The 13,386-nt window shown below is 64.5% G+C and carries 13 protein-coding genes; 11 read left to right on the top strand and 2 right to left on the bottom strand.

Going from position 1 to position 13,386, the window contains the following annotated elements:
- Position 1: 1 nt before the first annotated feature.
- From trbK-alt to GTW25_RS03205, 6 genes are read left to right on the top strand one after another with little or no spacing between them, the layout of a single operon-like run.
- Positions 2–271: a putative entry exclusion protein TrbK-alt gene (gene trbK-alt, locus GTW25_RS03180; protein WP_126006830.1), complete on the top strand. Its 270-nt coding sequence runs from the start codon at positions 2–4 to the stop codon at positions 269–271.
- On the top strand, positions 268–1,638 hold the full coding sequence (gene trbL, locus GTW25_RS03185) for a P-type conjugative transfer protein TrbL (protein ID WP_126006832.1): 1,371 nt from the start codon (positions 268–270) through the stop codon (positions 1,636–1,638). The genes trbK-alt and trbL overlap by 4 nt, the downstream gene beginning before the upstream one ends.
- The gene (trbF, locus tag GTW25_RS03190; RefSeq protein ID WP_126006834.1) at positions 1,635–2,324 is read left to right on the top strand and encodes a conjugal transfer protein TrbF; all 690 of its coding nucleotides are present in this window, start codon (positions 1,635–1,637) and stop codon (positions 2,322–2,324) included. The genes trbL and trbF overlap by 4 nt, the downstream gene beginning before the upstream one ends.
- Positions 2,321–3,361 carry a P-type conjugative transfer protein TrbG gene (gene trbG / locus GTW25_RS03195; RefSeq protein ID WP_126006836.1) on the top strand — a complete coding sequence of 347 codons (1,041 nt, stop codon included), beginning with the start codon at positions 2,321–2,323 and terminating at the stop codon, positions 3,359–3,361. Before trbF ends, trbG begins: the two co-directional genes overlap by 4 nt.
- Positions 3,358–4,581: a TraB/TrbI/VirB10 family type IV secretion system protein gene (locus GTW25_RS03200; protein WP_126006838.1), complete on the top strand. Its 1,224-nt coding sequence runs from the start codon at positions 3,358–3,360 to the stop codon at positions 4,579–4,581. The genes trbG and GTW25_RS03200 overlap by 4 nt, the downstream gene beginning before the upstream one ends.
- Positions 4,578–4,817, top strand: a complete 240-nt coding sequence (locus GTW25_RS03205) for a DUF2274 domain-containing protein (protein WP_126006840.1) — start codon at positions 4,578–4,580, stop codon at positions 4,815–4,817. The genes GTW25_RS03200 and GTW25_RS03205 overlap by 4 nt, the downstream gene beginning before the upstream one ends.
- 46 nt (positions 4,818–4,863) lie before the next feature.
- Here the strand turns inward: GTW25_RS03205 and GTW25_RS03210 are convergent, their stop codons facing one another.
- Positions 4,864–6,012 carry an AlbA family DNA-binding domain-containing protein gene (locus tag GTW25_RS03210; RefSeq protein WP_126006842.1) on the bottom strand — a complete coding sequence of 383 codons (1,149 nt, stop codon included), beginning with the start codon at positions 6,010–6,012 and terminating at the stop codon, positions 4,864–4,866.
- Positions 6,013–6,331: 319 nt separating this feature from the next.
- On the opposite strand from GTW25_RS03210, the gene GTW25_RS03215 reads away from it, so the two are divergent.
- The 5 genes from GTW25_RS03215 to GTW25_RS03235 all read left to right on the top strand — a co-directional run bounded on the left by GTW25_RS03215 (position 6,332) and on the right by GTW25_RS03235 (position 11,773).
- Positions 6,332–6,577 (top strand): type II toxin-antitoxin system Phd/YefM family antitoxin, encoded by a 246-nt coding sequence (locus GTW25_RS03215; protein WP_126006844.1) that lies wholly within the window; start codon positions 6,332–6,334, stop codon positions 6,575–6,577.
- Positions 6,578–6,797: 220 nt separating this feature from the next.
- A complete protein-coding gene (locus tag GTW25_RS03220; protein ID WP_126006846.1) occupies positions 6,798–7,808 on the top strand; it encodes an AAA family ATPase in 1,011 nt (336 codons plus the stop codon).
- A gap of 52 nt (positions 7,809–7,860) precedes the next feature.
- Positions 7,861–10,404, top strand: a complete 2,544-nt coding sequence (locus GTW25_RS03225) for a S8 family peptidase (protein WP_126006848.1) — start codon at positions 7,861–7,863, stop codon at positions 10,402–10,404.
- A 41-nt stretch (positions 10,405–10,445) separates the two neighbouring features.
- Positions 10,446–11,291: an AbiJ-NTD4 domain-containing protein gene (locus GTW25_RS03230; RefSeq protein WP_201744837.1), complete on the top strand. Its 846-nt coding sequence runs from the start codon at positions 10,446–10,448 to the stop codon at positions 11,289–11,291.
- A 29-nt stretch (positions 11,292–11,320) separates the two neighbouring features.
- Positions 11,321–11,773, top strand: coding sequence for a hypothetical protein (locus GTW25_RS03235; protein WP_126006850.1), 453 nt, complete (start codon positions 11,321–11,323; stop codon positions 11,771–11,773).
- A gap of 215 nt (positions 11,774–11,988) precedes the next feature.
- On the opposite strand, the gene GTW25_RS03240 is transcribed toward GTW25_RS03235, so the two are convergent.
- A complete protein-coding gene (locus GTW25_RS03240; protein WP_126006852.1) occupies positions 11,989–13,278 on the bottom strand; it encodes an integrase arm-type DNA-binding domain-containing protein in 1,290 nt (429 codons plus the stop codon).
- Positions 13,279–13,386 lie beyond the last annotated feature (108 nt).

Genomic DNA, 13,386 nt, shown 5'->3' on the forward strand with positions numbered 1-13,386 from the left:
GATGGACCTGAAGATCGCCGCCCGGATGATCGCCGTCCTCGCCATCGGCGCAGCCATGATTGCTGCCGTCGCTGCGCTGCGCGAGGCAGGCTCGGAGGATGACGCCCCCGCCACCCGCCTCCGTGATCCGGGCGGCGAGCCCGCCAATGCCGAGCTGGTCCGCTGCCGCGACCTCGGCATGGCGGCCGCCGACGATGCCGCCTGCAAAAGAGCATGGGTCGAGAGCCGCCGCCGCTTTCTGGAATCGTCCGGGGAGCGCGTCCGGCCATGAACGATGTCGGCGTCATCGACCGCTTCCTCAGCGTCTTCACCAGCTACATCGACTCCGGATTTGGCCTGCTCGGCGGCGAGGTGGCGTTCCTGACCACCACGCTGATCGTCATCGACATCACCCTTGCCGGCCTGTTCTGGGCCTGGGGCGCCGACGAGGACGTGCTTCAGCGCCTCGTGAAGAAGACCCTCTATATCGGCTTCTTCGCCTTCATCATTGGCAACTTCAACTGGCTCGCCAACATCGTCTTCGAGAGCTTCTCCGGTCTCGGCCTTCAGGCCGGCGGCGGCTCGCTCTCCGGCGCCGAGCTTCTCCAGCCCGGCCGCGTGGCACAGGTCGGCATCGACGCCGGCAATCCGATACTCGAGGCCGCCGGCGATCTCATGGGCTACCTGTCCTTCTTCGAGAACCTCGTCCAGATCGTCGTGCTGATGACAGCCTGGGCGATCGTGCTGATCGCCTTCTTCGTGCTGGCGATCCAGATCTTCGTGACCTTGATCGAGTTCAAGCTCACCACCTTGGCGGGGTTCGTCCTGCTTCCCTTCGCGTTGTTCGGCAAGACCGCCTTCCTCGCGGAAAAGGTGCTGGGCAACATCGTCGCCTCCGGCGTGAAAATCCTCGTGCTCGCCGTGATCGTCGGCATAGGCTCCGGCCTGTTCGGCGAGTTTACCTCCGGTTTCCCGCCCGAGCCGACCATCACCGACGCCATGTCGCTGGCGCTCGGCGCTCTCGCCCTGATGGGCCTGTCGATCTTCGGTCCCGGCATCGCGACCGGCCTCGTCTCCGGTGCGCCGCAGCTCGGCGCAGGCGCGGCCGTCGGCACCGGCCTGGCGGTGGCCGGTATGGGGGCGGCGGGCTATATGGGCGCGCGTGCGGCGGCCGGCGGTGGTGCTGCGGCGATCGGGGCTGGTGGGCGCATGTCGGCCGCTGCCGCACGCGGCGGCGCGCATCTCGCCGGCAGCACGTCGGCCGCCTACGGGCTGGCCGCCTCCACCTCCGGCCAGTCCGGCATGGGCGCCGTCGCCGCCGGTATCGGGGGTGTCGCCAAGGCCGGCGCGTCCGCCGCTGCTCAACCCGCCCGTCAGGCCATGTCGCGCGCGGCCGATGCCATGCGGTCCAGCTTCCGCTCCGGGCAAGCCGGCGCATGGACCGCCACCGGCGGCCAGTCACAAGTCGCCGGCATGGCGTCGGGCGCAGGCAGCGCCGCCGAAGCCGCCGCGCCTTCCGGACAGCCTGCATGGGCCGCGCGCATGAAGCGCGGCCAGACCATCAGCCACGGAACCACCGCGGCCGCCCATGCGGTCCGCTCCGGCGATTCCGGCGGCGGTTCCATGAACGTCTCTCTCAATCAGGACGACCGCGGATGAACCTCTTCAAACGACCAACCGTGCGCTATGCGCGCACGCCCGAACCCGAAACCCCATACAGACGAGCCGCTCAGGTCTGGGACGAGCGCATCGGCTCGGCCCGCGCGCAGGCCCGAAACTGGCGGCTCATGGCCTTCGGATCGCTGCTGCTCGCCGGGGGCTTTGCCGCAGCGCTCGTCTGGCAGTCGACGCGCGGGACCGTCGTGCCCTGGGTGGTGCAGATCGACCGCTTCGGCGAGGCCCAGGCGGTCGCCTCGGCCGTGGCCGACTATCGGCCGACCGATCCGCAGATCGCATGGCATCTCGGCCGCTTCATCGAGCAGGTCCGCGCGATTCCGGTCGATCCGATCATCGTGCGGCAGAACTGGCTGCGCGCCTATGAATACACCACCGATCGCGGCGCAATCGCGCTCAACGACTATGCCAGGTCCAACGATCCGTTCGCGCGCGTCGGCCGGCAGCAGGTTGCGGTCGAGATTTCGTCCGTCATCCGCGCCTCGCCGGATTCCTTCCGCATCGCCTGGACGGAGCGCCGATACGAGAACGGCCAGCTCGCCGCCACCGAGCGCTGGACCGCGATCCTGACCGTGGTGATCCAGCCGCCGCGCACCGCCGAACGCCTGCGGGCCAATCCGCTCGGCGTCTATGTCAACGCAATCAATTGGTCGAGGGAGATGGGATCATGATGGGGGCCTTGAGGAGAAGGACTTCGCTGCCGCTGGTCGTGCTGGTGACGGCGACGGCGCTCGCCGGCTGCGCCAGGAAGTATATTCCGCCGGAGATCGACTACGACGATGCCGCGCCGGCCGTGCTCACGGCCGATCCGCCCGGTCCGGTCCGCATCGTCGAGACGCCTAAGCCGCTTCCGCTTCCCGGCCAGTTGAAGCCGGTCGACGGAGCCGCGGCGAAGCCCGAGCCGGCCGATCCGCGCCAGCGTATCACCCAGGCCAACGAAGCCGCACGCATGCAGCCCGTCCGGGACGGCTTCATCAATGCCGTGCAGGTCTATCCGTATTCGGCCGGGGCGCTCTATCAGGTCTATGCCGCGCCCGGCCAGGTCACGGACATCGCGCTCCAGCACGGCGAGCAGCTCGTCGGCTCCGGCCCCGTCGCCGCAGGCGATACGGTGCGCTGGATCATCGGCGACACCGAGAGCGGCAGCGGCGATCGCCGCCAAGTCCATATCCTCGTCAAGCCGACGCGGCCCGATCTTCAGACCAACCTCGTCATCAACACCGATCGCCGCACCTATCACCTTGAGCTGCGCTCGACACCCTCAACCTATATGGCGTCGGTGTCATGGCAATATCCGCAGGACCAGCTCATCGCGCTGCGCCGCCAGAACGCGAGGGCCGCCCAGGTCCAGCCCGTCGCGAGCGGCGTCGACATCTCCAGGCTCAACTTCCGCTATGCGATCGAGGGCGACAGCGCCCCGTGGAAGCCGCTTCGCGCCTTCGACGACGGCTCCAAGGTCTATATCGAGTTCCCGTCCGGCATCGCTCAGGGCGAGATGCCGCCGCTCTTCGTCATCGGCCCGTCCGGCAACTCCGAGCTGGTCAACTACCGAGCCAACCAGAACTACTACGTCGTCGACCGGCTGTTCGCGGCGGCCGAGCTGCGCATGGGCGACAAGGAAGCGCAGCGCCGTGTCCGCATCGTCCGCACGGACGGCAGGCCGGCGGCGCGCCGTCCGGCGATCTTCGCCAGGGGAGAAGGGCGATGACCGACGCCCATACCTCTCCCGGCGGCGACATCCGCGCCGAGCTGCGCCTGCGGCCCGAGCCGCCGCGCGTCACCCGGCTTTCGCGCAAGGTGCTGATCGGCCTCGGCGGCGTCGCTTCCGTCGCGGTCCTCGGCGCGCTGGTCTGGGCGCTCGACACGAGCCGGCGCGGCGGACAGCAGCCTTCCGAGCTTTACAGCACCGAGAACCGCTCGACGGCGGACGGCTTGCAGAGCCTTCCCCGCGACTACACCGGCCTGCCGCGTCCTGACGTGCCGGAGCTAGGGCCGGCGCTGCCTGGCGATCTCGGCCGACCGATCCGCCGCGCGCAGGAGCAAGGAAGGCCGGTCGCGCCGCCGGCGATCCAGACCCCGCAGGCCGATCCGGAGGAGCAGCGCCGCCTCGCCGAGATCGAGGCCGCCCGCACCGCGAGGCTGTTCACCGACAGCCGCGGCGAGCGCGTGACGGACGGCCTGTCCCTCGGCACGAGGCCCGCCGTCGATCCGATGACCGGCCTGACCCTTCCGGCCGAGCCGCCTTCGCTCGATCCCGGCTCCGCGCAGAACATGCAGGACCGCAAGCTCGCCTTCGTGAACGCGGAGACGGACCGCCGCACCGTCAGCACCGACCGCGTGCAGGACAAGGCGTCGCCCTGGGTCGTTCAGGCCGGCGCCGTCATTCCCGCCGCTCTCATCACCGGCATCCGCTCCGATCTGCCGGGCCAGGTCACGGCACAGGTGACGGAGCATGTCTACGACAGCCCGACCGGATCGTACCTCCTGATCCCGCAGGGTGCGCGGCTGATCGGCCAATACGACAGCCAGGTCGCCTTCGGCCAGCGCCGTGTCCTGCTGGTCTGGAACCGCATCGTCATGCCGGACGGAACCTCGATCGTGCTGGAGCGGCTGCAAGGCACGGACCCGCAGGGCTTCTCCGGCCTTGAGGATCAGGTCGACTATCATTGGGGCCAGCTCTTCCGCGCGGCCGCGCTCTCGACGCTGCTCGGCGTCGGCACGCAGCTCGCCATCGGCGACGAGAGCGAGATCGCCCGCGCCATCCGCGAGAGCGCGCAGGACACCGCTTCCGACATCGGCCAGCAGATCGTCCGCCGCCAGCTCAACATCCAGCCGACGCTCACCGTGAGGCCCGGCTTCCCGGTCCGTGTGATCGTCCAGCGCGATCTTGTGATGCAGCCCTACGGCGCGGCGAGGGAGCCGTCATGACCAAGCTCAAGCTCTCCGCCATCCCCGACGACCGGCCGGTCAAGATCACCGTCGAGCTGCCGGCCGCCGTCCACCGCGATCTCGTCGCCTATGCGGAGATCCTCGCCCGCACCGCCGGCGAGACTGCCGCGCTCGATCCGGCGAAGCTGGTGGCGCCGATGCTCCAGCGCTTCATGGCCACCGACAAAGGATTCAGCAAGGCGAAGCGCACCGATCTGTCGCAGCGTTCCGCCTAGTGGTCTGGCTTCGGACGATACGCCATCAGTCGTCATCATGGAGCGCTCAGTCCTCGTTCGCGTCCGAGGAAGGTTGCATCAACGCAACGAAGTCCGACAGGCTAACCTCCGTCACCGGGCCGGCAACCTCAAACGGGTGTTCGATCAGTCGCGGGGTCGGTATTTCATTGGCCATGACACGAACCTGAACAAGATAACTGCCCGGACCTGATGGCAACAACGCCAGATCCTCCTCAGCGCGAATCGTCTGGCCCGGCCGTATCGTTCCCAATGCGACGTGTGCCACCGGCTCGCTGCCTCGCTCGTCAATGCTCACCCGCTGATTGGCATGCTCAAAGTTGGAGGTGATGTGGGCCAAATAGGAGGAGTCTGGCTCGTCGGGCATGTGGTCGGCGCGAAGCAGCGACACGGATTCACCCTCCGGGCAACGGCATGTCACTTCCAGGTGCGTGTCTCCGAGCGAGTATTCAGACTGATTTTCCAACGATAATCGAGCTTGTATTACTCTTCTCCAGCTCGAATGGTAGTATGCTCCGTCTCGCCAGTAGTTTTCATTGACGCTCAGGCCAGGAACGCGAAACATGCTGCTTCGATCTGGTTCGAGATCAGGCAAATCCTTTGGGAAAATCAGGAACTCTCTCTCAAAGGCATCCGGCAGCGGCTGGTTCTCCGGAGTCTGAAACGACAGCAAAATCTGGGCTTCAGCCCTCGCCGTATTGGCTGCTCCCATCATCGCGATCTCTCGGGGTGCAGCGATCGCAGTAGCGCTCCCCCGGCGCACATAGACCTCCTCCTTGGACAACTTGCCGTAGTTCTTCTTGAGGTAGAAAGGCCGTTGCTGTCTCGGAATAGAAATCACGGCGATATGCTTGCCATCGAACAACCGTTCCTCGTAACGGAAGTCGAGCTTGGTCTCCAGCTTCCCGTTCACGAACTCTTGGAGACGGGCATCATCAATCGCGCCCTCTGGAGCCAGTCCGACCACTTCCGCGGGATGCGGTGGCTTCTCCTTGAACCCCATCAGGATGTAGGCGGTTCCGATCCGATGCGCATTGGCCAGCGCGAGGATGTCCTTCAGAAGCTCCGACTTTTCGTCATCGGTGGCCTTGGCGAACGGATAACGCTCGGCCTTGTAGTCCAGATCGGAACCTTCGCCCTTGTAGCGCAATTCCTCAAGCAACACGTCGGTGAGCATCTGTCGTGTCCCCTAGTTCCCAAGTGCTACCCGTCAGCGTCAGGTGCGTTGTCGCCGGCGTCGTTCCAGTTCTGCCTTGCGAGCTTGAAGAACGTCTCGCCCAAGTCAGGTTGTTAGCACGAGCAAAAGGAGCGTAGAAAGTTCGGTGGCTGCTTAGGGCTCTATCGGGAGCGCCTCCACAATAATTCCGGCCTGCGGCAGGAAAACGCCGTCCCTGCCTTCCGACCCTCTGGCATGGAGAGCGGCGATGCGCTCTATAGATCGAAATTCCGCACTGAAATCTGAACTGATTTCAGTGCAGTCATTCGAGGGCCTGGCCATGCAGCGTATCGAAGCCGAGATCGCCGTGAGTGTCTCCGACCTTAAGAAGAATCCGAGTGCCATTGTCGATGGTGCGCGCGGCAGCGCGGTCGCGATCTTCAATCGCAACCGCGTCATGGCGTATATGGTGCCAGCCGGCACCTATGAGGCGATGATGGATGCGCTCGACGACCAGGCGCTTATCGAGATCGCGAAGGCGCGGGCCGGCGAGACGGGCGTGCCGGTCAACCTCGATGACCTATAGACTGGAGTTCCTGCCGTCGGCGCGGAGGGCAGATCAGCCGGATATGAACACCGCAACGGCGCCGGCGGTTTCCCGCCCGTAATAGCCGAATCCCCCAGCCTTCTATCCCGGTGACTCTGGCGTTTCCCGCCCTGTTCCGTTAGTGTTTTGTTCGCCTTTACCCCATCTTAGGCGGCGGTAGTCATTCTGAGTCCAGCCCAATCGAAGAAAGGAGGCGAGTATGTCGACCAAGCACCTTCTCGCGCTCCTGAACTCCCATATCGAAGGGGACGAGGAACAATTTCTCTCGATCGCGCTTCAGGTTGCAGCCCAGGAGGCCCGGCAGGGGCACACGGAACAGGCCGATAAGCTGAAGCGCCTCGTTCAGAAGGCGCGGGACCGGCAACGGAATGGAACGCCGGCCGGCGGACAAACGCCAATCCCGCTGGCCCGGCCGCGCGGCGAACTTCAGGGCCTCGTCGAGAGCAGCTATCCCAAGATCACGCTGGCGAGCATGGTGCTGGCTGACGATGTTCGTGCGCGCCTGATGCGGGTCGTTCGCCAGCAGCAGGAGCGGGCAACGCTTCGCGAGCATGGGCAAACGCCGACGACGCATATGCTGCTTGTGGGGCCGCCAGGAACGGGAAAGACCATGACGGCTTCGGCACTTGCCGGGGAACTGCGACTTCCCCTGTTCACGGTGAGGCTGGAATCCCTGTTCAGCCGCTATTTCGGCGAGACTGCCGGCAAGCTGCGGCTGCTGTTCGACCAGATCGCGCAGACGCGCGGTGTCTATCTCCTCGACGAGTTCGACGCCATCGGTGCCCGTCGCGGCGAACCGAACGACGTTGGAGAAATCCGGCGCGTGCTTAACTCAGTGCTCGCCTTCATGGAGGAACCCAACTCGACAGACAGTCTCGTCCTAGCCGCGACCAACCATGTTGAAATCCTCGACGAAGCGCTGGCACGTCGCTTCGACGAAGTGATCGAATATGCGCGGCCCGATGCTGCCGCCGCGCGGGCAATCATCGAACGTCGGCTCGGCAAGTTCAAGATTGCAGCCAAGTCCTGGTCCGAGCTTGCGCCCGCGCTCGACGGGCTGAGCCAAGGCGAGTTGGTGCGCGCCGCCGACGCCGTGGTCAAGGACGCCATTCTCGAAGACGCTGCAAAGGTGTCGGTCGAGGCTTTGCGCGACGCCCTGCAAAACCGTCAGACCCTCAAGGAGAAGTTCCGTCGACAGTCCCGCCTTTAGTGAATCTCTTCGGACCGGACGAAATGGAACGACTCATTTATGGTAGGGTCTTATGGTGGAGTCTGAAGACTATGGGGGGCGGAATCGCCCGCACATTTCGATCAATGCTTTCGCGGAAACGGCGGCTTACACCTACCCGTCCCGCAAGCAGGAGCGGAAGCCGCTCCGGGCCAACTATGCAGCCCATGCAGCAGCGTTGCTCGATCAACTCGACGCAGCCTTGGGTGAGCTGCCGGTAACCGATGCCGATGCGCGGCTGCCCGTCCAGGGTCTGAAGCCAGGCACGATCGTCGAAGTGACGACCCTTCCGCCGGCCGAAGGTTCGCGCGTCAAGGCGGTCAAAGTGCCGGCGACGCTGGAGTTCCCGACTCAGGATGTCGTCGTGCTCCGCTCGGAGCGAAACGACGATCGCACAGAAAGCGCGCTGCTCTTCGTGCCCGACGATACGCGCGCCTTTCTGCGCGGGAGGATCGAAGACTATGGGCGTGATCCCGGCAACCAGCGGCGCCCGGACCTGGAGAAATTCGAGTCCGTCGAAACCGTGCGCGCCACCGAGAGCCTTTCACTCTTCACCGGCGACGTCGATCTTGCTGCGCCCGACATCGTATGGTGGGAGCTTTGGGTTCGCCAGCCTGCGGCGATCTCCGATCGCCTCGCCGAACTGGCGCGCGGCGCGAATTTCGATGTCCATTCCGACCGGCTCATCTTCCCCGATACGACGGTCCTGTTCGTCCATGCAGCAGCCGGCGCGCTGTCTGCCTTCGCAGCGAAGGTGCCGGGCGCGCTCACCGAAATCAGGAAGGCGACAGGTTCGATCGAGCCGTTCCTTGATCGCGGCGATAACGGAATGGGCCAGCACGACTGGGTGGCCGAGCTTGCCGATCGCGTGATCCCGCCCGCAGGCGACGCACCGGCCGTATGCGCGCTCGATACCGGCGTTAGCGCCGCCCATCCGCTGATCGAGCCCGGACTGGCCGGCGCATGGGCCTACGACGTGGCCTGGGGAACGGACGACCATCATCCTGACGGCGGGCACGGCACGCCGCTCGCTGGTCTCGTCCTCTATGGCGATCTGGAGCCGCTCATGAACGGCAGCCAGCCGGTCACGCTCACCCATGCCGCGGAGTCGATGAAGCTGCTCCCTCCGCACGGTTTTCCGCCTACGAAACCGCCGAGCTACGGTGTCGTGACGCAAGGCGCCGTCGCGCTTGTCGAGATCGAGCGCCCCGGCATTCCCCGCAGCTTTTGCCTCGCCGCCACCGCAACCGATTTTCCGCCGGGCCGCCCCTCCACATGGAGCGGCGCGCTCGATCAGGTCGCCGCCGGATCAATGCCTGGTGATGCTGCCGACGACGTGCCGGCATCGGAGCGCCCGAAGCGTCTTGTCCTTGCAGCAACCGGCAATGTGTCGGGAGGAATGATGGTCAACGTCGTGCCCTCCCTGCCGCTCGAAGATCCAGCGCAAAGCTGGAATGCCCTGACGATTGGCGGCTTCACGCGCAAGGAGCAGGCTCCCGCGCCGCCGCCGGTCCTTGATCCCGTCGTTCCGGCCAACCATCGCAGCCCCTTCAGCCGCGGCTCGCAGTCGCTTCCCGACGACCTCACGCCGATCAAGCCGGAGGTGCTGTTCGAGGCCGGCAACATGCTTTCCGACGCCACCGGCTTCTGCGCCTGGGGACCGTCCGTCTCGCTGCTTGCGCCCGGATCGGACGTAGCCGCGGAGCCGCTGGTGCCGTTCTGGGCGACCAGCGCGGCGGTGGGGGTAGCCGGATACTTCATGGGTAGCCTGCACGCGGCGCTGCCTGGCCACTGGCCGGAAACGTACCGCGCGCTGGCAGTCGACTCCGCGCAATGGCCGCAACCGATCCGAAGGCGGTTCATCGGTCGCGGGGCGCACTGGAAGAGTGGGGCAAAGGCCGAGAAGCAGCAGCTCTTGCGCGAGTTCGGCTACGGCGTTCCCGACCTCGGGCGTGCGATCCTCTCCGCACGCAATGACGTTACCCTCGTCGCTGAAGCAGAAATCCAGCCTTTTGCGATCGGCACCGATGGCCGCAGCGGCGTCTTCAATGAAATGCACTTCTACGATCTACCCTGGCCGAAAGCGGCCCTGGAGAAGATCGAGAACGAGATCGTCGTCATGAAGGTGACGCTCTCCTACTTCATCGAGCCCAACATCACCGGCAAGGCCGCGACGCGGCCGGACACCTACCGATCGTTCGGGCTCCGCTTCGACATGAAAAAGCGCACCGAGACGAATGCCCGCTTCAGAAGCCGCATCTCCGCCAGCCAGGAAAAGGATGGCTCGGAAACTGAAGCAGAAGCGAGCTACTGGCTGCTCGGACCCAAGGCCATCCAGGCCGGCTCGCTCCATTGCGATCTCTGGCGCGGCCGTGCGATCGAGCTTGCCGGCCATGACGCCATCGCGGTCTATCCGGTCGGCGGCTGGTGGAAGTCGCACACAGGCCAGAAGCGGATAACGGACAAGGCGCGCTATTCGCTGGTCATCTCGATCTCTGCCGCGGGGCAGGCCGTCGACCTCTATTCGGAGATTGCGGCTCTCGTGGAGGTGAAGGAAATCGAAATCTCCATTGGCTGAGCCTCAAATAGTATCGAGACGGCGACCGAATTTTCAGCTACGTGGACAAGAGTCAGGTTCCGGTGCCGGGACACTTTCAGCTTTGCCCCGATCATATAACCTCAGTCATGTCACAGAGTTTTTCAGACCGCTACGGCTACAAGCCATCCGAACCCGACATCACCATCCGGGAAGACGCGCCGGATGACCTGCGATATGCCGTCGCGCAGATCGCCGTCAACGCAGGCTTGGCACCGAGTCAGATCAGGGATGTAGTTTGCAGCGTCCTCTTTGTCGCCCCTGACCGCAACAACTGGTCCGAATACCCGAACATCTGGGATGAGGTTCGATGGCAACTTGAGGACTGCGAATGGTTCAAGGTCTATGACATCGCCGAGCGGCTGCACCGCACCCTCCACTACCAGCAGGCCGACCAGTTTCGCGACGAGCTGAACGGGCTTTTCCGCGAGAAGGGCATCGGCTGGGAACTGAAAGATCACGAAGGCATCGTCTATCGTGGGAGTGCTCCATTTGCGGCCGCAACCGCCGACGCGGTTGAGGCCCTAACGGCAACCGGACGCCTGAGTGCGGCCTCCGAAATTCGTGAGGCATTGCGGGATATTTCCCGGCGGCCGACGCCGGACAGAACCGGCGCTATCCAGCATTCCATCGCAGCACTGGAATGCGTTGCACGCGACGTTGCGAAGCAACCCGGACTGACCCTTGGACGACTTCTACCGCGCCTCGGCCTTCCTCGACCGCTCGACGAGGCCGTCGAAAAGCTTTGGGGCTTCGCCTCAGAAAGGGCCAGGCATATCCAGGAGGGACAGCAGCTCGGGGACGATGAGGCGGAACTGGTCGTCAGCGTCGCCTGCGCGGTGTCGATCTTCCTTATCCATAGGAAATGACAACATCAGGCCGAGAGTCGGAGAGCAACATGCACGCGAAACTCAACGAACTCGCCTCTGAACTCTTCCGCACCTTCGCCCGCTTCGAATACGCACTTAAAGCCGCAGGCTTTCATAGGGGCGAGGGAGCGGCAGAGCCGAACTGGCGTTCGTTCGCGGAGTCCATCCCCGATCTGTTTGACAACATCAGCGAAGCGACGCTGAACGAGGCCGTCAGCTACATCCTCCAGCACCCACCGAAAAAGCAAGTCATCTCGGGAGGTGTTCTTGACTGGGCAGATGGAGTTCCTCAAACGGACCTCCAGTCTGACCGCATTCTGATCTATGTGCGGCGCGTCAGGAACAACCTCTTTCATGGGGGGAAGTTCAACGGCCACTGGTTCGCGCCTGAACGCAGCGAGGCACTCTTGAAACATTCCCTCGTCATTCTTCGTGCCTGTCTAGGGGCATCGCCAGACGTTCGACAGGCTTACGACAACTGAATGCTCGGGGCGCTTGCCCGGCGTGATCGACTGTCGCTATCCCCTTCAGGTTTCACTTTTTGGCCGATCCGCACCCGCAGCAATGCGTTGATCGTTCGAGTTTATTTTGCGAATTGCGTGAGAAATGGCCGATCTTGAACGCTAAGTTTCATCGCGGATCGCGGTGGTGGAGGACAGTGGCGCAACGCGCCACTCTGCTCCCCGGTCGGTGGCTCTCAGGCAGCCGCCTTCAACTCCTCGTCCGGCAAGACCGGCAAGGTGGCTACCTTCGCTTGGTGGAGCCAGCCCAGGTCCGGTCCCTCGTCCTTACCCTTCGCGCTGTCGATGATTACCTTCGAGATCCGCTCCTGCTGCTTGCGCAGATGGTCGCGCAGCAGGCTGTCGCGCGTGATGTAACCCGCGTTCACACCGGGCAGCGAATGGTTCATCAGAAGATGGATGTCCAGTTCCGACACCCCGGCCGCCTGCGCCAGCGTGCGGTAGCTCTGGCGAAGGTCGTTGCCCCACTTCGACAGCACGTCCCGCTCTTCCTTGTGCTCAATCAAATGCCCGCTGTCGCTGTCGGCCGGGAACAGCCAGAACTCGGCCTGGTCGGGATAAAGGATGCGGCCGGTGCGCATCGCCCGCAGGATGCAGCGGATCATCGGCCGCGATAGCGGAATGTCGAACGCCTTCTTCACCCCGCCCTTCGGCTTCGGGATGTGCAGCAGCCGGCTGCGGAAGTCGATGTGCTCGATCCGCACGTTCTTCAGCGCAGTCGGCCGCGAGCCGGTCAGAAGCGTCATCAGGTGGAACTCGCGGCGGATCGGATTCGTCAGCGCCGTCAGCTCCGCGAACCAGGACGCCATGTCGCCGGTGCCCATGCCGGTGTCGCGCCGCTGCTCGGTATTCCAGTCGATCGCCGTCACCGGATTGACCGGCGGCAGGTCGGGATTGGTCTTCCGTGCGTGGTTGTAGACCGCCCGTAGGCTTCGCATCGCGCCATTGGCGATGTAGGGACCGTTCTCCTCGCTGATCTTGTCGTGCCGCTCGGCAACCAGCTTCGGCTGCCGGCCGAGCTTAGCGAGCGGCTTGTCCAGCCAATCCTCGAACAGCCGCTCCATGTGGTCGCGATAGTTCTCGATCGTGCGCGCATCCCGTCCCTTGCGGACCATGTGGCCGTCCCGATACCGCTCCCACGCCTTGCGCAGCGTGACGGCGCCGGGCTTGATCTTCTGCTCTTCACCTGGCCGCTCGCCCCGCGCGATGGAGCCGATCTCGACCTTCGCTTTGCTGCGAGCCTCGCGCGTCGTCACGTCCCCGCACTCGCCGAGCTTCACCTGCGCGGCGAACTCCCGGACGCCATCGCGCCAGAACTCCCCCTGCGCCATAAAGGTCTTCTTCTTCTTTCCGACGAGCACGAAGAAGCCGGGAAGCTCGGTGTCGCGGACCTTGTATTGCTTGTCGGTAGCATAGGGCAGGCGCGCGATCGCCTTGTCGGTGAGAAGCTGCCGGTTATCGGCCATTTCGGGCATCCCAATTTTTAGTCTGGGTTTAGTCTGGGGAAGTGTCCGGCGAGAGTCATCGCGGTCAAACTACGCTAAAGCACGACCATCTACTAAAAATAGTAGCAA

This window comes from Aliihoeflea aestuarii, assembly GCF_024105665.1.
Taxonomy (GTDB): domain Bacteria; phylum Pseudomonadota; class Alphaproteobacteria; order Rhizobiales; family Rhizobiaceae; genus Aliihoeflea; species Aliihoeflea aestuarii.

Bases quoted from the DNA above. Each gene is read 5' to 3' on its own strand.
- trbK-alt (WP_126006830.1), top strand. From the start codon at position 2: ATGGACCTGAAGATCGCCGCCCGGATGATCGCCGTCCTCGCCATCGGC.
- trbL (WP_126006832.1), top strand. From the start codon at position 268: ATGAACGATGTCGGCGTCATCGACCGCTTCCTCAGCGTCTTCACCAGC.
- trbF (WP_126006834.1), top strand. From the start codon at position 1,635: ATGAACCTCTTCAAACGACCAACCGTGCGCTATGCGCGCACGCCCGAA.
- trbG (WP_126006836.1), top strand. From the start codon at position 2,321: ATGATGGGGGCCTTGAGGAGAAGGACTTCGCTGCCGCTGGTCGTGCTG.
- GTW25_RS03200 (WP_126006838.1), top strand. From the start codon at position 3,358: ATGACCGACGCCCATACCTCTCCCGGCGGCGACATCCGCGCCGAGCTG.
- GTW25_RS03205 (WP_126006840.1), top strand. From the start codon at position 4,578: ATGACCAAGCTCAAGCTCTCCGCCATCCCCGACGACCGGCCGGTCAAG.
- GTW25_RS03210 (WP_126006842.1), bottom strand. From the start codon at position 6,012: ATGCTCACCGACGTGTTGCTTGAGGAATTGCGCTACAAGGGCGAAGGT.
- GTW25_RS03215 (WP_126006844.1), top strand. From the start codon at position 6,332: ATGCAGCGTATCGAAGCCGAGATCGCCGTGAGTGTCTCCGACCTTAAG.
- GTW25_RS03220 (WP_126006846.1), top strand. From the start codon at position 6,798: ATGTCGACCAAGCACCTTCTCGCGCTCCTGAACTCCCATATCGAAGGG.
- GTW25_RS03225 (WP_126006848.1), top strand. From the start codon at position 7,861: ATGGTGGAGTCTGAAGACTATGGGGGGCGGAATCGCCCGCACATTTCG.
- GTW25_RS03235 (WP_126006850.1), top strand. From the start codon at position 11,321: ATGCACGCGAAACTCAACGAACTCGCCTCTGAACTCTTCCGCACCTTC.
- GTW25_RS03240 (WP_126006852.1), bottom strand. From the start codon at position 13,278: ATGGCCGATAACCGGCAGCTTCTCACCGACAAGGCGATCGCGCGCCTG.